General features: G+C 60.9%; 20 protein-coding genes. 9 read left to right on the top strand and 11 right to left on the bottom strand.

The window, feature by feature from the left end:
- Positions 1-40 precede the first annotated feature (40 nt).
- Genes CQ002_RS10325 through cobA form a run of 3 tightly spaced genes read left to right on the top strand, consistent with a single transcriptional unit; the run spans position 41 to position 3692 of the window.
- The gene (locus tag CQ002_RS10325; protein WP_034108223.1) at positions 41-1252 is read left to right on the top strand and encodes a NarK/NasA family nitrate transporter; all 1212 of its coding nucleotides are present in this window, start codon (positions 41-43) and stop codon (positions 1250-1252) included.
- Positions 1252-2922 (top strand): bifunctional protein-serine/threonine kinase/phosphatase, encoded by a 1671-nt coding sequence (locus CQ002_RS10320; RefSeq protein WP_105162694.1) that lies wholly within the window; start codon positions 1252-1254, stop codon positions 2920-2922. The genes CQ002_RS10325 and CQ002_RS10320 overlap by 1 nt, the downstream gene beginning before the upstream one ends.
- A 26-nt stretch (positions 2923-2948) precedes the next feature.
- Positions 2949-3692 carry a uroporphyrinogen-III C-methyltransferase gene (gene cobA, locus CQ002_RS10315; RefSeq protein ID WP_098467207.1) on the top strand — a complete coding sequence of 248 codons (744 nt, stop codon included), beginning with the start codon at positions 2949-2951 and terminating at the stop codon, positions 3690-3692.
- A 60-nt stretch (positions 3693-3752) separates the two neighbouring features.
- Here cobA and CQ002_RS10310 read toward each other — a convergent pair whose 3' ends face one another.
- From CQ002_RS10310 to ppsA, 8 genes are all read right to left on the bottom strand, one after another.
- Entirely contained in the window at positions 3753-4733 is a 981-nt protein-coding gene (locus CQ002_RS10310; RefSeq protein ID WP_015885346.1) for an OmpA family protein, read from the bottom strand.
- 107 nt (positions 4734-4840) lie between these two features.
- Complete coding sequence (gene sigX, locus CQ002_RS10305; protein ID WP_010208495.1) at positions 4841-5431, bottom strand: RNA polymerase sigma factor SigX; 591 nt, start codon at positions 5429-5431, stop codon at positions 4841-4843.
- 87 nt (positions 5432-5518) lie between these two features.
- Positions 5519-6343 carry a mechanosensitive ion channel domain-containing protein gene (locus tag CQ002_RS10300; protein ID WP_003175519.1) on the bottom strand — a complete coding sequence of 275 codons (825 nt, stop codon included), beginning with the start codon at positions 6341-6343 and terminating at the stop codon, positions 5519-5521.
- 2 nt (positions 6344-6345) lie between these two features.
- Complete coding sequence (locus tag CQ002_RS10295; protein WP_025854229.1) at positions 6346-6591, bottom strand: hypothetical protein; 246 nt, start codon at positions 6589-6591, stop codon at positions 6346-6348.
- An 86-nt stretch (positions 6592-6677) separates the two neighbouring features.
- Complete coding sequence (locus CQ002_RS10290) at positions 6678-7673, bottom strand: zinc transporter ZntB (protein ID WP_034108226.1); 996 nt, start codon at positions 7671-7673, stop codon at positions 6678-6680.
- A gap of 24 nt (positions 7674-7697) precedes the next feature.
- Positions 7698-8189 (bottom strand): ribonuclease E activity regulator RraA, encoded by a 492-nt coding sequence (gene rraA / locus CQ002_RS10285; RefSeq protein ID WP_010208490.1) that lies wholly within the window; start codon positions 8187-8189, stop codon positions 7698-7700.
- Between the two features lie 188 nt (positions 8190-8377).
- Positions 8378-9367 (bottom strand): alpha/beta fold hydrolase, encoded by a 990-nt coding sequence (locus CQ002_RS10280; RefSeq protein ID WP_105162695.1) that lies wholly within the window; start codon positions 9365-9367, stop codon positions 8378-8380.
- A 106-nt stretch (positions 9368-9473) separates the two neighbouring features.
- Positions 9474-11849 carry a phosphoenolpyruvate synthase gene (gene ppsA, locus CQ002_RS10275; protein ID WP_034108228.1) on the bottom strand — a complete coding sequence of 792 codons (2376 nt, stop codon included), beginning with the start codon at positions 11847-11849 and terminating at the stop codon, positions 9474-9476.
- 178 nt (positions 11850-12027) lie between these two features.
- Between ppsA and CQ002_RS10270 the strand changes: the two genes are divergently transcribed.
- Complete coding sequence (locus tag CQ002_RS10270; RefSeq protein WP_003230310.1) at positions 12028-12846, top strand: pyruvate, water dikinase regulatory protein; 819 nt, start codon at positions 12028-12030, stop codon at positions 12844-12846.
- Positions 12847-12957: 111 nt separating this feature from the next.
- On the opposite strand, the gene CQ002_RS10265 is transcribed toward CQ002_RS10270, so the two are convergent.
- Positions 12958-14382 (bottom strand): PLP-dependent aminotransferase family protein, encoded by a 1425-nt coding sequence (locus CQ002_RS10265; protein WP_034108230.1) that lies wholly within the window; start codon positions 14380-14382, stop codon positions 12958-12960.
- Between the two features lie 160 nt (positions 14383-14542).
- Between CQ002_RS10265 and CQ002_RS10260 the strand changes: the two genes are divergently transcribed.
- Genes CQ002_RS10260 through CQ002_RS10240 form a run of 5 tightly spaced genes read left to right on the top strand, consistent with a single transcriptional unit; the run spans position 14543 to position 20016 of the window.
- Entirely contained in the window at positions 14543-15436 is an 894-nt protein-coding gene (locus CQ002_RS10260; protein WP_164403606.1) for a DMT family transporter, read from the top strand.
- A 26-nt stretch (positions 15437-15462) separates the two neighbouring features.
- Entirely contained in the window at positions 15463-17325 is a 1863-nt protein-coding gene (moeB, locus tag CQ002_RS10255) for a molybdopterin-synthase adenylyltransferase MoeB (RefSeq protein WP_105162696.1), read from the top strand.
- A 15-nt stretch (positions 17326-17340) separates the two neighbouring features.
- Positions 17341-18255, top strand: a complete 915-nt coding sequence (locus tag CQ002_RS10250; protein WP_105163157.1) for a PLP-dependent cysteine synthase family protein — start codon at positions 17341-17343, stop codon at positions 18253-18255.
- 37 nt (positions 18256-18292) lie between these two features.
- Positions 18293-19285 carry a serine O-acetyltransferase gene (locus tag CQ002_RS10245; protein ID WP_034108235.1) on the top strand — a complete coding sequence of 331 codons (993 nt, stop codon included), beginning with the start codon at positions 18293-18295 and terminating at the stop codon, positions 19283-19285.
- Positions 19286-19287: 2 nt separating this feature from the next.
- Entirely contained in the window at positions 19288-20016 is a 729-nt protein-coding gene (locus tag CQ002_RS10240; protein ID WP_034108237.1) for an alanyl-tRNA editing protein, read from the top strand.
- Positions 20017-20140: 124 nt separating this feature from the next.
- Here the strand turns inward: CQ002_RS10240 and prpD are convergent, their stop codons facing one another.
- Together prpD and prpF are read right to left on the bottom strand one after the other, a co-directional pair.
- Entirely contained in the window at positions 20141-21625 is a 1485-nt protein-coding gene (gene prpD, locus CQ002_RS10235; protein ID WP_105162697.1) for a 2-methylcitrate dehydratase, read from the bottom strand.
- Positions 21626-21836: 211 nt separating this feature from the next.
- A complete protein-coding gene (prpF, locus tag CQ002_RS10225) occupies positions 21837-23027 on the bottom strand; it encodes a 2-methylaconitate cis-trans isomerase PrpF (protein ID WP_034108240.1) in 1191 nt (396 codons plus the stop codon).
- Positions 23028-23033 lie beyond the last annotated feature (6 nt).

Below are 23033 nucleotides of genomic sequence, written 5' to 3'. Positions count from 1 at the left end.
CCAGGCCTTCTTACAAGACTCCCAACCGTTGAGGTGCGTGATGAAATCAAGCTTCTGGAAATCCGGGCACACCCCGACCCTGTTTGCCGCGTTCCTGTATTTCGACCTGAGCTTCATGGTCTGGTACCTGCTGGGCCCCTTGGCGGTGCAGATTGCCGCCGACCTGCACCTGACCACCCAACAACGCGGCCTGGTGGTGGCGACACCGATCCTCGCGGGTGCGGTGCTGCGCTTCCTGATGGGCATGCTGGCAGACAAACTGTCGCCCAAGACCGCCGGCCTGATCGGCCAGGTGATTGTGATCTGCGCCTTGTTCGGTGCCTGGAAACTGGGGATCCACAGTTACGAACAAGCCCTGCTGTTGGGCGTGTTCCTCGGCATGGCCGGCGCTTCCTTCGCGGTTGCACTGCCGCTGGCTTCCCAATGGTACCCGGCCGAGCACCAGGGCAAGGCCATGGGCATCGCTGGCGCGGGCAACTCGGGCACTGTGTTCGCCGCATTGCTGGCACCTGTGCTGGCGGCCGCATTCGGCTGGAGCAACGTCTTCGGCTTTGCATTGATCCCGCTGGTGCTGACCCTGATCGTGTTTGCCTGGCTGGCGCGCAATGCCCCTGAACGGCCCAAGGCCAAGTCCATGGCCGACTACTTCAAGGCGCTGGGCGACCGTGACAGCTGGTGGTTCATGTTTTTCTACAGCGTGACCTTCGGCGGCTTCATCGGCCTGGCAAGCGCGCTGCCCGGTTACTTCAACGACCAGTACGGCCTGAGCCCGGTAACTGCCGGCTACTACACCGCCGCCTGCGTGTTCGGCGGCAGCCTGATGCGCCCACTCGGTGGCGCCCTGGCAGACCGCTTTGGTGGGATTCGCACCCTGCTGGGCATGTACAGCGTGGCGGCGATCTGCATTGCGGCAGTGGGCTTCAACCTACCAAGTTCCTACGCGGCGCTGGCCCTGTTCGTTTGCACGATGCTCGGCCTGGGTGCGGGTAATGGCGCAGTGTTCCAACTGGTGCCGCAGCGCTTCCGTCGAGAAATCGGCGTGATGACCGGCCTGATCGGCATGGCCGGCGGCATTGGCGGCTTTGCCCTGGCAGCGGGTATGGGCGCGATCAAACAAAGCACCGGCAGCTATCAGATGGCGTTGTGGCTGTTCGCCAGCCTGGGCGTGCTGGCCTGGTTCGGCCTGCATGGCGTGAAGCGTCGCTGGAGAACCACCTGGGGCTCGGCTGCCGTGACGGCTGCGCGGGTCTGATGAGCCTGAAACTGAGCATCGCCCACGCCAGTGCCATCGGGCCACGCGCGGAAAACCAGGACGCGCTGCGGGTGGTAACGCCCGTGGCCGAACTGGCGGCGAGCAAAGGCCACCTGTGCGCCATCGCCGATGGCGTGAGCCAGTGCGCCGACGGTGGCTTGGCCGCGCGCTCGACCTTGCAGGCGCTGGCCCTGGATTACTACGCCACGCCGCAAACCTGGGGCGTGGCCCAGGCCCTGGAGCGTCTGTTGCTGGCCCAGAATCGCTGGTTGCAAGCCAACGGCGGTGGCCAGCCCTTGCTGACAACCCTCAGCGCCCTGGTGTTTCGCGGCCAGCGCTTTACCCTGGCGCACGTCGGCGATTGCCGGGTTTACCGCTGGCTGGACGGCGAACTGCAACGCATCAGCGAGGACCACGTATGGGAACAGCCGGGCATGCAGCATGTGCTCAAGCGTGCGCTCGGCCTGGATCAACACTTGGTGCTGGACTTCCTCGACGGCCAGTTGCGCGAAGGCGAATGTTTCCTGCTGCTCAGTGATGGCGTTTGGGCAACCCTGGGCGATCACAGTATTCAGGCGATTCTACGCGAACAAACGGACCTGGAGCTGGCCGTCAACACCCTGGTGAACGCCGCCCACCTGGCTGGCAGCCAGGACAATGCCAGCGCCCTGCTGGTACGCGTTGACACCCTTGGCGCGGCAACCCTGGGCGATGCCCTGGTGCAGTTGCAACAATGGCCACTGCCGCCCCCGCTGAAAGCCGGCCAACACTTTGAAGGCTGGCAGGTGGAAAGCGTATTGGCGCAAAGCCGGCAATCGTTACTGTACCGGGTGCGAGATGCCCAGCAGCAGCGCTGGCTGCTAAAAACCCTACCCTTGAGCCGCGACGATGACCGCGATGCTGGCCAGGCCTTGCTGTCGGAGGAGTGGTTCTTGCGGCGAGTCGCCGGGCGGGCATTTCCTGAAGTACATTCCGGCAACGGGCGCCAGCATTTGTACTACGTGATGCGGGAATATTCCGGCCAAACCCTGGCCGAACTGTTTCAGCATCAAGGCCCCTTGCCCCTGGCGCAATGGCAGTTGATAGCCGAACGTTTGCTGCGTGCAGTGGGCATGCTGCATCGGCGGCAGATCCTGCACCGCGATATCAAGCCGGAAAACCTGCTGCTGGGTGACGACGGCGAACTGCGCGTTCTGGACTTCGGCCTGGCGTACTGCCCGGGCCTGTCGCAAGACCACGCCCACGCACTGCCGGGCACGCCAACCTTTATCGCACCGGAGGCGTTCAACGGCGACCGCCCCACGCCCCAGCAGGATTTATACAGCGTTGGCGTCAGCCTGTATTACCTGCTGACCGGGCACTATCCCTACGGTGAGATCGAAGCCTTTCAACGGCCCCGGTTTACCCAGCCTGTCAGCGCCAGCCGCTACCGCCCCGACCTGCCGGATTGGCTGCCCCTCAGCCTGGAGCGGGCCGTGGCGGCTGAGCCAGCCGACCGTTACGAAACCGCCGAAGAATGGCTGCGCGTGCTCGAACACGCGGACCGCCAAGAACTGAGTATCCGCGCCCGGCCGTTGCTGGAGCGTGAACCCTTGAAGGTCTGGCGCACCCTGGGACTGCTATCGATGCTGATCAACCTGGTGCTGTTGTACTCACTCTTTCACCGCTGACGTCATCCCTGGACGAGGAACCCTTTATGAATGCAAAAGTCTGGCTGGTAGGCGCAGGTCCCGGCGACCCGGAGCTGTTGACCCTCAAGGCCGTGCGCGCCATGCGCGAAGCCGATGTGGTGCTGATCGATGACCTGGTCAACCCGGCAGTGCTGGAACACTGCGTTGGCGCGCGAGTGATTACCGTGGGTAAACGCGGCGGTTGCCGGTCGACGCCGCAGGACTTTATCCATCGCCTGATGTTGCGCTACTCACGCCAGGGCAAATGCGTGGTGCGGCTCAAGGGCGGCGACCCGTGCATTTTCGGGCGGGGTGGTGAAGAGGCAACGTGGCTGCGCGAACGCGGCGTCGAAGTGGAACTGGTCAATGGGATCACAGCGGGGCTGGCGGGGGCGACGAACTGTGCGATTCCGCTGACATTGCGCGGCGTCAGCCGTGGCGTGACGCTGGTGACGGCACACACCCAGGATGACAGCAGCCTGAACTGGCGTGCGCTGGCCGAAGGGGGGACGACACTGGTTATTTACATGGGTGTGGCAAAACTTGAGGAGATCCGCCAGCAATTGTTGGAAGGCGGGATGGCAGCGGATATGCCCGTGGCGATGATCGAAAATGCATCGCTGCCCCAGCAACGCGAGTGCCGCAGTCAACTGTCGCATATGCATGAAGCGGCGCAGGCATTTGCGCTGAAGAGCCCGGCCATTCTGGTAATCGGCAAGGTCGCCGCCGCTGAGCAAGCCGCTTATGTCACTGCGGCAGCCAGCGCCTGAGGTAAATCGCAGGCGAAAAAAAGCCCGGCCTAAGCCGGGCTTTTTTCTACCACTCAGTAATTACTGAGCTTGAGCTTCTACCGACGCTTCTACGCGACGGTTAACAGCACGACCAGCTTCAGTTGCGTTGTCAGCAACTGGGCGGGATTCGCCGTAACCTACTGCGGTGATGCGGCTAGGAGCAACGCCGTCTTTAACCAGGACTTGCTTAACAGCGTCAGCACGACGCTGGGACAGCTTCTGGTTGTAAGCGTCTGGACCTACGGAGTCAGTGTGACCAGCAACTTCTACGTTGGTAGCTGGGTACTGAGCCATGAAGTCGGCCAGGTTTTTCACGTCGCCGTAGCTGTTAGGCTTAACAACCGACTTGTCGAAGTCGAACTTAACGTCCAGCTCAACACGAACAACCTGAGCAACTGGAGCTTCTGGCTCTGGAGTTGGCTCTGGAGCTGGTGCTGGGGTAGGAGCTGGAGCAGCTGCGCCAGCGTTACCGCCGAAGTTCACGCCCAGGCCGACCAGTGCGGAGTAGTCCCACTTGCCGTTGTCCAGACCGTAGTCAGCTTCAACACCGGCACGAGCGTACAGGTTGTTGGTGAAGTAGTACTTCACGCCAGTACCAACGGTAGCGAAAGTGGTCTGGTCGCGACCGCTGTGGCCGTCAGCCTGAACGTTGGTACGGCTCTGGTGACCGAAACCGCCTTCTACGTATGGACGCAGGCTGTCTACGCCAGCTTGACCGAAGTGATACTGGGCAACCAGGCTGCCGGTATCGCCTTTGATCTTCTGGTTACCAGTACCGTCGTTCGAACGGGTGTGGTTGGTCTTGTCGTAGGACAGGTTCAAGGACAGATCGTCGGTCAGGAAGTAACCGATGCGAGCGCCAGGATTGAAGCCGTCTTCGATGTGCTTGACGCTATCGTTGTACTGCTTCTTGTAGAACAGCTCGCCTTCAACTGCGCCTTGGCCTTGTGCCAGAACGCCGAAAGAAGTAGCGGCAATAAGAGAACCAATGGCCAAGCCCAAGGTGTTTTTCAGTTTCATCCGTTAAATCCCCATCTGGTGATTGTAAAGCAGTCCCACAAACCGGGGGACAACTCGGCGACAAGTCTAACAGAACTTGCCTACACGTAAGAGATATTTGCCACGCACTAAGTTTCAGTCTCGCCCGCAAATTTCTCACGTAATTTATCAAGAGCACGTTTGTAACGCATTTTTGTAGCACTCAAACCCATGTGCATGATGTCAGCGATTTCCTGAAATTCCAGCTCTGCGACAAATCGTAGCACCAGAATTTCCCGGTCAATCGGGTTCACATACACCAACCAGCGATCAAGTCCGCCCTTCTCCTCGGGTGCCGGCGCCTTTTCTTCAGACGCCTCCTCAAGGGGGTCAAGACTCAACGCGTCCATCAAGCGACGCTTTCGCCGTTCCTTCCGATACTGCGTGATGCACTCGTTGTACGTGATGCTGTACAGCCATGTCTTGAACTTCGATTTGCCCTCGAAGTTCTTCAGGCCGTACAGGACCTTGAGCATCACTTCCTGACAGACATCATCCGCATCTCTATCGTTCCCTAAATACCTTGAACAAACGTTGAACAGAGTGCGTTGATACCTGCGCATCAATTCTTCGTACGCGCGAGTTACGTGAAACAGCTCCGTGTGCGAGCGCGCGACCAACTCCTCATCAGAGAGCTCACGGGGGTCATAGCGCGTGGACAGCGTTTGGGCTTTATTCAAAACAAGTCGTGCCGACAGTCAGGTCAATGTCCGCCACGGCCCGATCAGCTGGGCCAGCGGCGGCGTACATTAGCAGGGTTTGCCGGTTTAGCGGCTACTGACCTGCTGCTCCAGGAGAATCCGGTTGGACAGCGACACCAGGTCGCCGTCATCGGTCAGCACTGTCGTCTTGACTGTGCCGATCTCCTCGATTTGCCCTTCGACCTCGCCTACACGCACCTGTTGCCCTACTTGATACAGCTCACGCACATAGATTCCCGCAAGAATCTGACCGGCAATTTCCCGGCTTCCCAACCCCATGGCCAGCGCAACGGCCAGACCAACGGTAATCAAAACGATCACAATAACGTGGTTGAGCAGGTCAGTCTTGACCTCCAACTGGCTGATCGCGACCGAAATACTGATGATGATGACCAGTCCCTGGGCAATTCGTCCCAGGCCGGCGGCATAGTCCAGCCCCACGCCTTCGGCGGCGCCGCGCACCAGCCCATTGGCCAATTGCGCCAGCAACACACCGACCAGCAGTACCAGCGCGCCGCCGAAAACCTTCGGCAAATACAGCGCCAGCATGTCGAGCGTAGCTGAAACTCGCTCGAGTCCAAGGGATTGAGCCGCAGAAACCAGAAAAATCAGCAAAACAAACCAATAAACGATCTTGCCGATCAATGTCGAGATCGGTACCTGCAGCCCGGCACGCCCCAGCAGCTTGGTCAGGCCGGTGCCCGCCATCAGCCGGTCAAGGCCCAGTTTGGCGAGCAATTTGGACAGCAGGGTGTCGAGCAGTTTCGCCACGACAAAACCCAGCAACACCAGTACCAGGGCGCCAAACAGGTTGGGAATGAAATTCGCCACCTTGGTCCACAATGCGGTCATCGCGGTGACCAGGCTCTGGGTCCAGAGATCAAGTTCCATATTCAATCAGCCTTATCAGCAGTGCGAGCAAGAGGTTTACGACGGGAAACCGGCGATACGTGGGCCGAACCGTTGTTCAGGGCCATCATCAACGCCGGCACCCAGCGACCGAGCAGCCCGAACAGGTCACCCGCCCCGACCTGGCGGTTGGCGGTTTTCAACACGCGGCCCAGGCAGGCATCGTCGTCGCGGTTGGACGGCGAGGCATTGAGCATGTCACGCAAAGACTGTTCGAACGGATCGTGCATAAAGACCTCTCGCAAGTGTTTTAAAAGACGAGGGTAAAATTCTTGGGGTCACATAGGACCCTTCCTACGTTCAGGTCATATTCAGCTCAAACCCAGCGCAATCGTCGAAAAAGCCACCACTGCCCAAGGGCAACAGAGGCCATCAACAAGCACGCCACCAGGAATCCGTAGGGGCTGGAAGAGAACGGAATCCCGCCCACATTTATGCCCAGCAGCCCGGTGAGAAAACTCATGGGCAGGAAGATCCCGGTGATGATCCCGAAGCGGTACATGGTGCGGTTCATGCGTACGCTCAGGCGTCGGTCTTCGGCCTCCAGCACAAGCCCCACGCGCTCTCGGGTCAATTCGAGCTCTTCCAGATAGCGGGTCAGGCTGTTGTTCAATTCGTTCCAGTAGTCAGCATCGTCGTCACAGAACCAGGGCAATTTGATCCGCGTGAGCTGGGCAAAAATATCCCGCTGCGGGGCGAGGAAACGCTTCAGCCCTGCCGCTCGTCGACGGATCTGCAAGACACTGCCATGTTCGGGAGTATACCGTTCGTCGGTATCCAGTTTTTCTTCCTCTATATCGACGATTTCAGACAGGTCGCTGACCAGATCCTGCACTTTATTGGTCAGGTACTGCGCCATATAAAGGATGAGTTCAGACGCGGTCTTTGGCCCCTTGCCATCCGCCAGTTGCACGAGCAACTCGTCGGTCGCGCGCAACGGGCGCAAACGCAGGGAAATCACCCGGCTGGCCGCGGCGAAGATACGCACCGAAACCATGTCTTCGGGCTCAGCCCCAGGGTTGAGGTTGACGCCACGCAGGAACAGCAACAATTCCGAGTCCGGCAGCGGCAACAGGCGCGGCCGGGTGTTCTCCTCCAGCAGCAGGTCACACGCGAATTCGCTCAAGCCGCTGGATTTGCGCAGCCAGGTCTGGGTTTGCGGGTGACTGCGATCCCAATGCAGCCACAGGCTTTCCTGGGGCTGCAGCTGCAAGTCGTCGAGCTCTGTCCGGGCAATCGAACGCGCACCGCCTTTACCGTCCAGCACCAGGGCATGCACCAGCCCCCATTGCGCGTTTTCTTCCTCGAACATCCTTACCCCATCGATTATTGCGGTTTATTCAGGCATTTTCAGCGGGCTGGGCGACACGATCACGCCATTGTTGTCGGCGTAGATGTACTCACCCGGGCGGAACGTCACACCGGCAAAGGTGACCACCACGTTCAGGTCGCCGATGCCGCGCTTGTCGGTCTTCATCGGATGGCTGGCCAGCGCCTGCACGCCGAGGTCGGTCTGGGCAATGACGTCCACATCGCGGATGCAACCGTAGATCACCAGGCCTTCCCAGCCGTTTTTCGCGGCTTTCTCGGCGATCATGTCGCCCAGCAGCGCGCGGCGCAGGGAGCCGCCACCGTCGACCACCAGCACCTTGCCGGCGCCAGGCTGGTCGGCTTGCTCCTTGACCAGGGAGTTATCTTCGAAGCATTTGATGGTGACAATCTCGCCACCGAAGGAATCTCGGCCACCGAAGTTGCTGAACATCGGCTCAAGCACCTGCACCAGGTCCGGATAGGCGTCGCACAGGTCGGGGGTCACGTAATGGTTCATTGAAAAATTCCTTTCTGTCAAAGAAGTGTCTTTCGAAAGAAGCGCCAGCCCAAGCAGGTGCGAAACATCCCATCCGCTTCGCCGCAACGCAATAGCCACTGCGCGACTGAATATGACCAGAAGCGTTTAACGCGTCATATCTTAGCCGCAACCACACACGAGTGAAACGCCCTTGGCAGAGCGCTGCCTCAACCCGTGGCCAGCACCTCGGCCTGCGCGCCAACCACAGGGGTGAGCGGATCTTTCAACCATTGTTCCACCAGTGGCCACACTTCGGCCTGCGCGGATTTGCTGACAAGCATTTCCACGTGCCCGAAATCCTCGGTAAACCCTTGCTGGAGGCCCAGGCACACATACTGACGGTGCTCGGAACCGACTTGCTCGAACAGCTTGCGACACGCCCAGTCGGGGTCCTGGCGGTCGCCGGCAGCACTGACCGCCAACAACGGCACATCGACGCCTGCCAGGCCTTTCCACCAGTCGTTTTTACCTTCGCCAAAGCGCCCTAGCAGGCCATTCCAACGCATGGCCTCGATCAACACACCCGCGGGCTCGTCTTCCGGCCCCCGCTTGAGCCGCGGGCCGGACAATTCACCGAAACGCTTCAAGAGCAGGCGGCCGGTCCACTCCACCGGTGGCAGTTTCAACGGCCAGTGAGTGCGGCTGACCTGGCACCCAAACAAGGCCACCGAAGCCACTGCCGGTGCGCCCAGGTGCTGGCCACCCAGGGCTGCCGCCAGGGTCGTGCCGCCCAGGGAATGGCCGATCCAATGGGGGATCTGCCGGCTTTGCTCACGCACAAACGCGCCGATGGCCGGCAAGTCATAGCGCGCATAGTCAGCGACCCGATTGCGGGCGTAGTCATGATTGCGCTTGGACAAGCCATGCCCGCGCATTTCCGGGATCCACACATCAAACCCCTGGCGCGCCAGGTAGGCGCCCAGGCCAATCCCCTTGGGCGAATACCAGAAGCGCCGGTTGGAAAAACTGCCATGCAACAAAATAACCGGTATGCCCCGGTTTTCCGGGACATCGGCCAGGCCCAGACGGGTAACCGCCAGCTCGACGGTGCCGTCGGGGCTGTTACCGGGTTTGAGGCGGTAGACGTCTTCACTCAGGTCGCCACGACGTTCAGCGCTGATCAGGGCGACGGGAAACAGGTTGCTGCTGCTTTGCATAATGCTCTTGCACAAAAAAGGGCGGCGTCCGGAAGGAGTCCCGCCCTGCACAGATAAGAATGCCGGTCACCCTCGACAGGTGACCGGCACTTTTGACGTCACGACCTTAGGCGGGCGCTTGGCCTTCCGCCAGGAAGAACCAGGTTTCCAGCACGGAGTCGGGGTTCAGCGAGACGCTTTCGATGCCCTGTTCCATCAGCCATTTGGCCAGGTCAGGGTGGTCGGAAGGGCCTTGGCCACAGATACCGATGTACTTGCCGGCCTTGTTACAGGCCTGGATGGCATTGGCCAGCAGCTTCTTGACCGCAGGATTTCGCTCATCGAACAGGTGGGCGATGATCCCGGAGTCGCGGTCCAGGCCCAGGGTCAGCTGGGTCAGATCGTTGGAGCCGATGGAGAAGCCGTCGAAGAACTCCAGGAATTCCTCGGCCAGGATGGCGTTGGACGGCAACTCACACATCATGATCACGCGCAGGCCGTTTTCGCCACGGGACAGGCCGTTTTCAGCCAGCAGGTCGACCACTTGGCTTGCCTCGCCCAGGGTGCGCACGAACGGCACCATGATCTCGACGTTGGTCAGGCCCATCTCGTTGCGCACGCGCTTGAGGGCGCGGCACTCGAGTTCGAAGCAGTCGCGAAATGCTTCGCTGATGTAACGCGAGGCACCACGGAAGCCCAGCATCGGGTTTTCTTCTTCCGGCTCGTAGAGCTTGCCGCCGATCAGGTTGGCGTATTCGTTGGACTTGAAGTCCGACAGGCGCACGATGACCTTTTTCGGGTAGAACGCCGCCGCCAGGGTGCTGATGCCTTCTACCAGCTTCTCGACGTAGAAGCCCACCGGGTCGTTGTAGCCGGCGATGCGCTTGTCGACGCTTTCCTTGATGTCCAGCGGCAGGCCGTCGTAGTTCAACAGGGCCTTGGGGTGCACGCCGATCATGCGGTTGATGATGAACTCCAGGCGGGCCAAGCCCACGCCGGCGTTCGGCAACTGGGCAAAGTCGAAGGCGCGGTCCGGGTTGCCGACGTTCATCATGATCTTGAACGGCAGGTCCGGCATGGCATCGATGGAGTTCTGCTTGATGTCGAAGCCCAGTTCACCTTCGAAGATAAAGCCGGTGTCGCCTTCGGCACAGGACACGGTGACGCCCTGGCCGTCCTTGAGCAGTTGGGTAGCGTTGCCGCAGCCCACCACCGCAGGAATCCCCAGTTCACGGGCGATGATCGCCGCGTGGCAGGTCCGCCCGCCACGGTTGGTGACGATGGCGCTGGCGCGCTTCATCACCGGTTCCCAATCCGGGTCGGTCATGTCGGAGACTAGTACGTCGCCGGGCTGGACTTTGTCCATTTCGGACACGTCCTTGATGATCCGCACCTTGCCCGCGCCGATGCGCTGGCCGATGGCACGGCCTTCAACCAGCACAGTGCCGGTTTCCTTGAGCAGGTAGCGCTCCATGACATTGGCCGAAGTCCGGCTCTTCACGGTTTCCGGACGGGCCTGCACGATGTACAGCTTGCCGTCGTCACCGTCCTTGGCCCATTCGATGTCCATCGGGCACTTGTAGTGCTTTTCGATGATCATCGCTTGCTTGGCCAGCTCGCTGACTTCGGCGTCGGTCAGGCAGAAACGCGCGCGCTCGGCCTTGTCGACGTCAACGGTTTTAACCGAGCGACCGGCCTTGGCCTCGTCGCCGTAGATCATCTTGATGGCCTTGCTGCCCAGGTTACGGCGCAGGATGGCCGGGCGACCCGCTTCGAGGGTGCCCTTGTGTACATAGAATTCGTCGGGGTTGACCGCACCTTGTACGACGGTCTCGCCCAGGCCGTAGGCGCCGGTGATAAACACCACGTCACGGAAGCCCGATTCGGTATCGAGGGTGAACATCACGCCGGCGGTGCCGGTTTCCGAACGCACCATACGCTGCACACCGGCAGACAAGGCCACCAGCTTGTGGTCGAAGCCCTGGTGCACGCGGTAGGAAATCGCACGGTCGTTAAACAGCGAGGCGAAGACTTCCTTGGCCGCGCGGATCACGTTTTCCACGCCGCGGATGTTCAGGAAGGTTTCTTGCTGGCCGGCAAAGGAGGCATCCGGCAAGTCTTCGGCGGTGGCCGAGGAGCGCACGGCGACGGCCATGTCTGGATTGCCGGCCGACAGGGTGGCGAAGGCGGTACGGATTTCTTCGTTGAGCTTCTCGGGGAACTCGGCTTCCATGATCCATTGACGGATCTGGGCACCGGTCTTGGCCAAGGCGTTGACGTCATCGACGTCCAGGGCGTCCAGCGCGGCGTGGATCTGAGCGTTGAGGCCGCTCAGTTCGAGGAAATCGCGGTAAGCCTGGGCCGTGGTGGCGAAACCACCGGGCACCGACACACCAGCGCCTGCAAGATTACTGATCATCTCGCCGAGGGATGCGTTCTTGCCCCCCACGTGCTCTACATCATGGACGCCGAGCTTATCGAGGGAAACTACGTACTCTACCAAGGTGATCTCTCCACTTTCTGTGTTGGAAAAGCTCAGGACGCCGGCTGCTCAGTAGGAGCGTTCACCAGCGCTTGTGGCCTGGACCTGGAAAATAAGTGAGAATGCGGCCCACTGCGGGACGGCAAAATCGCGCCTATCATATCCAAGATTCGCCATCAGCTTAAGGCCCAGGGCTCAAATGAAACGATCTGCTTTCTTTATCTCCGACGGCACCGGCATCACAGCCGAAACACTGGGTCAAAGCCTGCTCGCGCAGTTCGAAAACATTACCTTCGCCAAATTCACGCGGCCTTATATCGACAGCGTGGATAAAGCGCGGGCCATGGTACAACAAATCAATCTGGCGGCTGAAAAAGACGGTTGTCGGCCGATCATTTTCGACACCATCGTCAATCAAGACATTCGTGAGATTCTCGCGACGTCGAATGGTTTCATGATCGACATTTTCTCGACGTTCCTGGCACCCCTGGAGCAGGAGTTGAGTGAACACTCCTCCTATTCGGTCGGAAAGTCCCATTCCATTGGCCATAACTCCAACTATATGGAGCGTATCGAGGCGGTGAACTTCGCCCTCGACAACGACGATGGCGCCCGCACCCACTACTATGACAAGGCCGACCTGATCCTGGTGGGCGTGTCACGCTGCGGCAAAACGCCCACCTGCCTGTACATGGCCATGCAATTCGGTATCCGCGCGGCCAACTACCCGCTGACCGAGGACGACATGGAGCACTTGACGCTCCCGGCCGCCCTGCGCGCGCACTCGCACAAGCTGTTCGGCCTGACCATCGACCCGGACCGGCTGACGGCGATCCGCAATGAGCGCAAGCCCAATAGCCGCTATTCGAGCTATGCCCAGTGCGAATTCGAAGTGCGTGAAGTGGAAAATCTGTTCCGTCGCGAAAATATTGCGCACATCAATTCCACGCATTTTTCGGTGGAGGAGATTTCGGCGAAGATCCTGGTGGAGAAAGGCGTGGAGCGCAGGTTCAAGTAGTGCCTGTTGCTTGAACTGGCCCCTTCGCGGGCCAGCCCGCTCCCACAGGGGCTTGCCTATCAAGTGTGGGCGCGGGCTGGCTCGCGAAGAACGCCAACGCGGTAAACCTGCCTACAAGTGGAACCTGCCCCCGCCCTGCCCCAACGCCGTCGCCAACGCATCGAAGCCCGCCCGCAACAACTGATCATCCCCCGACGTATTGCAGATACTCGCCCGAATGAACTGCGGCACCGCCGTCTGCCCCACGGCAAAGGCTTCGGCGGTGGCAATCAGGTAGTTGTTTTGCTTGAGCTCCGCCTCGATTTCCGATGCGCGCCAGGGCTCCGGCACTTCAATCCAGAAATGCGGGCTGTTGAGATGGGTGCGGTATTCCAGGCCCGCCAGCAGGTCGCGCACCAGGGCCTTGCGCCGGCTGATCTCGTTGATCTGCTGGCGCAGCAGGTATTCCGCCGTACCGTTTTCGATCCACTGGGTGGCCAGTTCAAGGGTGACAGGCGTGGCCATCCAGCAGGTCGAACGCAGCGCTGCCGAAATGCGACTGACGAGCGCGGGCGGCGCATGCACATAGCCCACGCGCAACCCGGCAGACACCGCCTTGCTCAGACTGCTGATCAAAATCGTACGTTCAGGTGCGAAATGGCTGAGGGGCGGCGGCCGGTCTTCCACCAGCACACCGTGGGCTTCGTCTTCAAGAATCAGCAGGTTGTGTTCGCGACAGACTTTGACCAACGCTTCGCGACGCGCCACTGAAAGCACGGCGGTGGTCGGGTTCTGGATTGTCGGCGTGCAATACAAGGCTGAAATCCGGTGGTTACGACAGACTTCGTCCAGTGCGCTCGGCAGCACGCCTTCCTCGTCCATCTCCAGGCCGATCAAGCGAATCCCCAGCATGCGCGCGGCCGTAATGAGGCCAGGGTAAGTCAGTTGTTCGGTGACCACCGTATCGCCCGCCCGCAACAGCGCCATCATCGAGCACAGCAAGCCGTGCTGGCCGCCGTTGACGCAGATGACCTGCTCGGGAATCGGATGAAAGTCACGCTGCACCAGCCATTGTGCGCCCGCTTCACGGTAGCGTGGCAAGCCGGCGTCCGGGGTGTAGGCACTGATGTCCTGGAGGAACTTGGCATTGGTCGACAGGGTTTGGAAGCTCTGGGCGAGGAACACGGTCTCCTGCCCCGGGATGTGCATGTTTCGGCTCATGTCGAAGTACTGGCGCGGCTCCTCGCTGAAGTTGCGAAAACCCTCATCGCGCTGGCGCTCCATCCCACGCTTGCGCACGAAAGTGCCGTCACCGACCCGTGCCACAACCAACCCCAGGCGTTCCAGTTCGCCGTAGGCACGGCTGATGGTGCCGATCGTCACACCCAGGTTGTCGGAAAGCACCCGATGGGGCGGCAGTTTTCTTCCCGGTTCAATCAAGCCTTCGAGGATGCCCCGTTCCATGACATCGGACAGGCGCTTGTACTTCACGCCCTGCCCGTTGGACAACCCCTCACGCATAATTGACACCATGTCAATATTTGTTTTGACAGCCATCTTTCGCCCTAATAGTGTGCTTTTACGGGTTCAATCGCCGAATTTTACAACTCATTACAAGCTCAATATAGAGTTCAATTCCGGCTCAGGGAAGCAATAAACGATGCCAATGTCCGCCGTTCTCGAAAACACCGCCAAGACAAAAACCCAAAAACAGTGGCTGGCCGGGCTGATCACCAGCGTGATGTTCCTGATCGTATGCCTGAGTTGGGGCACCACGTGGCTGGGGATCAAGATTGCCGTGGAGAGCGTGCCGCCACTGACGTCCGCCGGCCTGCGCTTCCTCATCGCCTTCCCGCTGTTCCTGTGCTTTGCCATGGTGCGCCGCGAGCCCATCCTGTTTCCCCGCGAGAGCCGCTGGTTCTTCGTGTTCGTGACCCTGTCCTACTTCAGCGTGCCCTACTACCTGCTCAACTATGGCGAGATGCACGTATCGTCCGGCCTGACCGCGCTGCTGTTCAGCTGCATGCCGGTGTTCATCCTGATTTTTTCCGCGCTGTTCCTGCGCGAGCGCATCTATTTTTCCCAGGTGGTCGGCATCGGCATCGGTTTCGGCAGCCTCTACATGATCATCAAGAGCCAGGGCCTGCACCTGGACCACGCCGAGTTCCTTGGCGTACTGGCGATCCTGACCGCCGCGATCATGCATGCCTTGTGCTACGTCATTACCAAGCAGAAAGGCAGCGCCATCAGTGTGATCACCTACAACACCCTGCCCATCGGCATCGCCGGGCTGATGCTGTTCGTCGCCGGGCTATGGTTTGAAACACCGACCTTCGACGCCATCACCCTGCGTTCGTGGGGTGCCTTGTTCTACCTCGGGCTGGTGGCCTCGGTGGGCGGGTTCATCGTGTACTTCATGCTGCTCAAGCGCCTGAGCCCGATCATCCTGTCATTCGTGTTCATCATCTTCCCGGTGTTCGCGGTCATCATCGGCGCCTGGTACGAAGGCGTTTCGATTTCCCGCGACCTGATGCTGTACTCGGCCGTCCTGCTGGCCGGCTTTGCGATCACCAAGTTGCCGGTTGAAAAACTCCTGGCCAAGAAAAATTGACCCTTTCACAGCAACGCGAGAGAAACATGGACGTCCTCCGCCCAAAAGCCCTGGAACAGATCTACGCCCACGCCAGCCGCAGCTACCCCGAGGAGTGTTGTGGCTTTGTCTTCGCCGACGGCAGCGTGTACCTGGGCAGCAATATCCAGAACGAACTGCACCGCAAGAACCCCGAGATGTACCCGCGCAGCGCGGCCAACGGCTACACGTTCTCGGTGGCCGACACCCTGCTGCTGAACAAGGCGTTTCGCAGCGACAACCCGGTGGTGATGATCTACCACTCCCACCCGGATGTCGGTGCCTACTTCAGCGACGAAGACCAGGACAAGGCGCTGTTCATGGGCGAGCCGATCTACCCCGTCAGCTACCTGGTGGTAGACGTTCGCCAGGGCCAGGCCCTGGGTTCCAAGCTGTTTGCCTGGGATGGCAAGCATTTCGCCCTTCAACCTTTCAACGACCTGCACACGGAGTTGTCCATGAACGCTGTCTCTTTCCCCGACATTCTGGTTCGCGTGGCCAAGCTGCCGGAATCGACCCTCGAGGGTTCCGGATCGACATTGCGCGAAGTCATTGAAAACCTCTGCAGCAGCCACCCGCAGTTACGCCCGCACCTGTTCCACGAGAAGAACAACCAGCTCAAGGAACACTTTCTGTTTACCGCCGAGGAAGCGTTGATCGACGCCGACGAGCCACTGCCCGAAAAAGCCCGCATCGAGGTGCTGCTGGCTACCTCCGGCGGCATCGACGTCGACACACTGAGCAATGAAGAAGTGCAACGCTATGTGCGCCACATCACCCTGCCCGGCGTCGGTCGCGAAGGCCAGTTGAACCTCAAGAAAGCCAAGGTGCTGATCATCGGCACCGGCGGCCTGGGCTCGCCGATCAGCCTGTACCTGGCCGCCGCCGGTATCGGCACCCTGGGGCTGGTGGACTTCGACGTGGTGGAAAGCAGCAACCTGCAACGCCAGATCGTCCACGGCAACAGCACACTGGGCATGCCCAAGGTAGAGTCCGCCAAGCAGCGCCTGCAAGACCTCAATCGCCATATCCAGATCAACGCCCACGACACCGCCCTGAATGCCGACAACGCGCTGGAACTGGTAGGCGCCTACGACCTGGTGATCGACGGCACCGACAATTTCGACACCCGCTACCTGGTCAACGACGCCTGCGTGCAACTGGGCAAGCCGTTGGTATACGGCGCCATCTACCGCTTCGACGGGCAGATCAGCGTGCTCAACTATAAAGGCGGGCCGTGCTACCGCTGCCTGTTCCCCAGCGCGCCGCCCGCCGAACTGGCCCCCAACTGCAGCGCCGGTGGCGTGATTGGCGTGTTGCCCGGTGTGGTCGGGATGATCCAGGCCACCGAGGCCATCAAGTTGCTGATTGGCATTGGTGAACCCTTGTCCGGCCGCTTGATGCGTTTCGATGCACTGGCAATGAAGTTCAGCGAGATCCGCTTCAAGCGCCGTGCCGATTGCCCCTGCTGCTCCGAAGCTCGCCACAGCGACTCCCTGGCGCCCACCGCCTGCGCGGATGCCGTGCCCAGCCAACCGTCCCTGGCCGAAGAGCGCTACATCAAGCCCCGCGTGCTCAAGCAGGTACTCGAACACCACAGCAGCGCCGACGTGCTGCTGGACGTGCGCGATGCCAGCGAACTGGAGGTATGCAAGCTGCCGGGCGTGGTGCACATCCCCCTGGCCGAACTGGACGGCCACCTCGACAGCCTCAGCCGCGACAACACCCACTACCTGATCTGCTACGCCGGTAGCCGCGCCGAACAAGCCGCCAGTACCCTGCTGGCCGCCGGTTTCGCCAACACCAAAGTCCTGCAGGGCGGCATGAAGCATTGGGTGCGCGACGTCGAACCCGATATGCCTTTGTATTGAGCCGAGGACTGAATGATGTTGCACAACTCCATTCTCGAAGTGATCGGCCAAACGCCTATCGTGCGCCTGGCGCAGTTCTCCGAAGACCTCGGCATCGAGGTCTATGCCAAGCTCGAATCCCTCAACCCCGGCGGCAGCCACAAGGCGCGCATCGCCCTGGGCATGATCCTCGATGCCGAGCGCCGGGGCGTGCTGATCCGTGACTCCGGGCAAACCATCATCGAGCCCAGCGGCGGCAATACCGGCATCGGCCTGGTCATGGCCGGCAACGTACTGGGCTACAAAGTGGTGCTGGTGATCCCCGACAACTACAGCCCCGAAAAACAGAAACTGCTGCGCCTGTACGGTGCCAAGGTAGTGCTGTCGGACAGCCGCCTGGGCAACAACTCCCATGGTGAAAAGTGCATGGAACTGCAGCTGGAAAACCCCAGCTACGTGATGCTCAACCAACAGCGCAATGGCGCCAACCCGCAAACCCATCGCGACACCACCGCACCGGAAATCCTGCGCGCCTTCGGCGAGCAACGGGTGGACTACTTTGTCAGCGGCATCGGCACCGGCGGGCATATCACCGGCATTGGCGAAACCCTGAAAGCCGCCTGGCCAGCCTTGCGCGTCATGGGTGTGGAACCGGAAGAATGCGACCTGCTGAAAAACCAGCACGCGCCCCATCATATCCAGGGCCTGTCGATTGGCCTGATCCCGAGCATCCTCAACCTGGACGTGATCGACGGCATGCTCAAGGTCTCGCGCCAGGCCTGCATCGACATGATGAAACGCATCATGCGCACCGACGCCATCAGCCTCGGCTTGTCGTCCGCTGCCAACATGGTGGCCATCGCACAGCTTGCCCCGGAACTGCCGCCCGAAACGGTGGTGTTGACCATGGTCTACGACAATGCCGACAGCTACCTGCCCAGTTTCGAATAAGCGGTTTTCCAACCAACCACATTACGGGGGTGCCTTCATGGGGGGCTTTATCGACATGCAACAGTTGCACGATGAGTTGCTTACTCACCTCATCAAGACCCTCACGCCCGTGCAGATGAAGCAGTTGGAACCGCACCTGGCTCCGCTGGTCCAGAACGCCGCCCAGGCGGTCGCCGAAGACCTGATCGCCTACGCCTACCGGGACCCGGCATCACGCGGGCGCGGCGAGTTGATCCTGGAGTCCTACGCGTCGTTCAAAGCGGTGCTGTACTACCGGCTGGCGCACTTGGTATGGAATTTCCCCGACCAGACCAACGGCATGTTTTCCCGCATCGCCCTCAAGCTGAGCAACCAGGGCAAGGTGCTTTCCGGCGCGGAGATCCACCCGGCGGCGCGTATCGGCCGGCGCTTCGTGCTGGACCACGGCTACGGCACGGTGATCGGCGAAACGTGCGAGATCGGTAACGACTGCTACATTCTTTGCGGCGTGACCCTGGGCGCCCGCGGTATCGCCAACAACCCCGACGGCAAGCGCCACCCGCGCCTGGGCAACAACGTCGAGGTCGGCTCTGGCGCCCGCGTGCTGGGCTATGTGCTGATCGGCGACAACGTGTTTATCAGCCCCTCCTGCGTGATCACCCAGGATGTACCCGCCGGCACCAAGGTGAAGGTGGTGAACCAGATCCAGCTGCAAAAAAATGACGAGTCGGACCACAGCAATTACCTCGGCGCCTTCGCCCTGGATGAGCGTCTGCACGTGGTCGGCGAGGTCAATACCAGCCACAAGGTCACGGTGCTGGATGCCGACTTCCACCCCTTGCCCGGGTTGATGCTGGAGCCAACGGTAAAAGAACGTCATCACCTGCAGTTTCGCCTGCACCGTGTCGAGTCGGGCAACCCGCTGCCGCGCCTGCCACTGAACCTGAAAGTCTGCGGCCCCGAATTTGAAATCACCCTGCTTTCCCCCCCTGGCTTGAGTGCGATGGTGCGTTCCTTGTTGCAAGCCAGCCCACTGATCGTCGGAGGTTGAACATGTCCGTGCATACCATGGAAACCCTGGCGCTGTTCGACAGCGCGCCTTATCAGAACGCCTTCAGCGCCCGGGTGATTGCCGTCAGCGAACACGGCGTCGCCCTGGAACACACGCTGTTCTACCCCACGGGTGGCGGACAGCCGGGAGACACCGGCCACCTCACCCTGGCCGACGGCACGCGACTCGACGTCACCGGCACGGTACGCGACCCGGTGGTGCGCTCCATCATCTGGCACCAGGTGGAACACTGCCCCGCGCAGTTGACCGCTGGCGTGCAGGTGGACGCCGGCCTCGACTGGGATCGGCGCTACCAGCACATGAAGATGCACACCTGCCTGCATTTGCTGTGCTCGATCATCGACGCCCCCGTGACGGGTTGCAGCATCAGTGCAGATAAAGGCCGCCTGGATTTCGACCTGCCGGAAATGACCCTCGACAAAGACAGCATCACCCGCGACCTCAATGCACTGATCGAACAGGCCCACCCGGTAAAAACCCTGTCGATGCCGGCCACCGAGTATTCCACCTTGCTGCAGATCACCCGTACGCAGGCAGTGGCGCCGCCGGTGGTCCAGGGCTCGGTACGTGTCATTGAAATCGCCGGCATTGATATCCAGCCGTGCGGGGGCACCCATGTGATCAACACTGAAGAAATCGGCCGGGTGTTCTGCGAGAAAATCGAGAAGAAGAGCAAGCACAATCGCCGGGTGATCCTGCGATTTGAATAACCCTCGAGTCCAACACGGCCTCTGTGGGCGCTGGCTTGCCTGCGATAGCATCACGGCGGTTTGCCTGGACACTGAGGCGCCCGCATCGCAGGCAAGCCAGCTCCCACATTGAGCGCGTGGTTGCTCAGATCACGAACAGGTCCATGAACCGATTGACCGGCGTGTCTTCAAGCTTCGCCTGGTCTTTGCACAACGCAAGAATCTCGGCACTGCGCTGCGCAGTAAACCGTGTGGCCAGGTTGGCCTTGAACTTGTCTTCCAGCAACGGAATACCGTCCACCCGGCGCCGGCGATGACCAATCGGGTACTCCACCGCTACCTGTTCGGTACTGCTGCCGTCCTTGAAAAACACTTGCACCGCGTTGGCGATGGAGCGCTTGTCGGCCTCCAGGTATTCACGGCTGTAGCGTGGGTCTTCGACGATGACCATCTTGTCCCGCAGTTCGTCGATGATGGGATGGGCGGCGTGGAATTCATCTTCGTACTGCTCCGCCACCAGATTGCCGAACGCCAACGGCACGGCCGTCATGTATTGCAGGCAATGGTCGCGGTCGGCAGCGTTGGCCAACTGGCCAACCTTGGAGATGATGCGAATCGCCGACTCGTGGGTGGTGATCACGATGCGTTCGATTTCATGCAGGCGATTTTTCACCCGTGGGTGCAACGTCACCGCCGCTTCACAGGCGGTTTGCGCATGGAACTCGGCGGGAAAGCTGATCTTGAACAGCACGTTTTCCATCACATAAGTGCCGTAGGGTTGGGACAGGCTGAATGCGCGCTTGTCCTCGGGCTTGAGCGCCAGGTCCTTGTTGGTGTGGCTGAACAGCACGTCATAGAACCCCCACTGTGGCGCGCTCAATACGCCAGGGATGCCCATCTCGCCACGCAGGGCGATATCCGCCAGGCGTACGCCACGGCTCGACGCATCCCCCGCTGCCCAGGACTTGCGTGAGCCGGCATTCGGCGCATGCCGGTAAGTGCGCAACGCCTGCCCATCGACAAATGCATGGGACAACGCCGCCAGCAGTTGCTCACGGTTGGCGCCCATCAGCTTGGCGGTCACCGCCGTGGAGGCCACTTTCACCAACAGCACATGGTCGAGGCCGACGCGATTGAAGGAATTTTCCAGGGCAATCACCCCCTGGATCTCGTGGGCCATGATCATCGCTTCCAGCACCGCGCGAACGGTCAGCGGCGTGTCGCCATTGGCTACGCGCTGTTGCGACAGGTGATCGGCCACGGCAAGGATACCGCCGAGGTTATCCGAGGGGTGACCCCATTCGGCGGCGAGCCAGGTGTCGTTGTAGTCGAGCCAACGCACGATACAGCCGATATCCCACGCGGCCTTGACCGGGTCCAACCGGAACGACGTGCCCGGCACCCGTGCACCAAACGGCACCACCGTGCCCTCGACGATCGGTCCCAGGTGCTTGGTGCACTCGGGGAACCGCAGGGCCAGGAGGCCGCAACCGAGCGTGTCCATCAGGCAGTGGCGGGCGGTGTCCAGTGCAGCCTGGGAATCGATCCGATAAGTGAGGACATAGTCGGCAATGTCCTGCAGGACCCGGTCGTAGTCGGGGCGGTTGTTCTGGTCGACGTTGGCGCTCATGGCAGTTCTCCAAAAGTTAGGGGTCGTTCCATCCTCAGGGTCAGGGTTGATGTGTCGTGGCAGGTCTGATTGCCGGCCTTGGTAGTACGGGTACCACCTCCCCCTGTGGGAGCTGGCTTGCCTGCGACAGCGGTTTGTCAGTTGAAACAAGGGTTGCCTGACACGCCGTCATCGCGGGCAAGCCCGCTCCCACAGGGAACGGTGCTGATCGTTAAAAAGCGTCGCCGGGCACGCGGACGAAACCTTCCATCAGTACGCGCGCGCTGCGGCTCATGATGGCTTTTTTTACCACCCATTCGCCGTTGACCTGAGTGGCTTCGGCGCCCACGCGCAAGGTGCCGGACGGATGCCCGAACCGCACCGCGTTGCGCTCGACACCACCGGCCGCCAGGTTGACCAACGTCCCGGAAATCGCCGCCGCCGTACCAATCGCCACCGCCGCCGTGCCCATCATCGCGTGGTGCAACTTGCCCATCGACAGTGCACGCACCAGCAGGTCCACATCGCCGGCCTTGATCGCCTTGCCACTGGAGGCCACGTAATCCGCAGGCTTGGCCACAAACGCCACCTTCGGCGTGTGCTGCCGCTGGGCGGCTTCGTCCAGGTGTTTGATCAGGCCCATGCGCAGTGCACCGTAGGCCCGCACGGTTTCGAACATCGCCAGGGCCTTGGGGTCGCTGTTGATCGCGCCTTGCAGCTCGGTGCCGGTGTAGCCGAGGTCTTGCGCGTTGATAAAGATGGTCGGGATACCGGCGTTGATCAGCGTGGCCTTGAAGGTGCCGACGCCGGGCACTTCCAGGTCGTCAACCAGGTTGCCGGTCGGGAACATCGAACCGCCACCGCCCTCTTCTTCCGCCGCCGGGTCCATGAACTCCAACTGCACTTCGGCGGCCGGGAAGGTCACGCCGTCCAGTTCGAAGTCACCGGTTTCCTGCACCGCCCCGTCGGTGATCGGCACGTGGGCGATGATGGTCTTGCCGATATTGGCTTGCCACACCCGCACCACGGCCACGCCGTTGTGCGGCACGCGAGCCGGGTCGACCAGGCCAGCGCTAATGGCGAAGGAGCCGACCGCCGCCGACAGGTTGCCGCAGTTGCCGCTCCAATCCACAAACGGCTTGTCGATGGAGACCTGGCCAAACAGGTAGTCCACGTCGTGATCGGCGCGGGTGCTTTTGGCCAGGATCACGGTTTTGCTGGTGCTCGATGTGGCGCCACCCATGCCGTCGATCTGTTTGTCATAGGGGTCGGGACTGCCGATCACCCGCAACAGCAAGGCGTCGCGCGCGGCGCCCGGCACCTGCGCCGACGCGGGCAGGTCCTTGAGGCTGAAAAATACGCCCTTGCTGGTGCCGCCACGCATGTAGGTGGCGGGGATCTTGATTTGCGCTGCGTGTGCCATGGTTAC

This window comes from Pseudomonas sp. MYb13 (assembly GCF_002980075.1).
In the GTDB taxonomy this organism is placed as follows: domain Bacteria; phylum Pseudomonadota; class Gammaproteobacteria; order Pseudomonadales; family Pseudomonadaceae; genus Aquipseudomonas; species Aquipseudomonas lurida.
The sequence above is the reverse complement of the archived record's forward strand: the minus strand, read 5'-3'. Positions and strand labels throughout refer to the sequence as shown.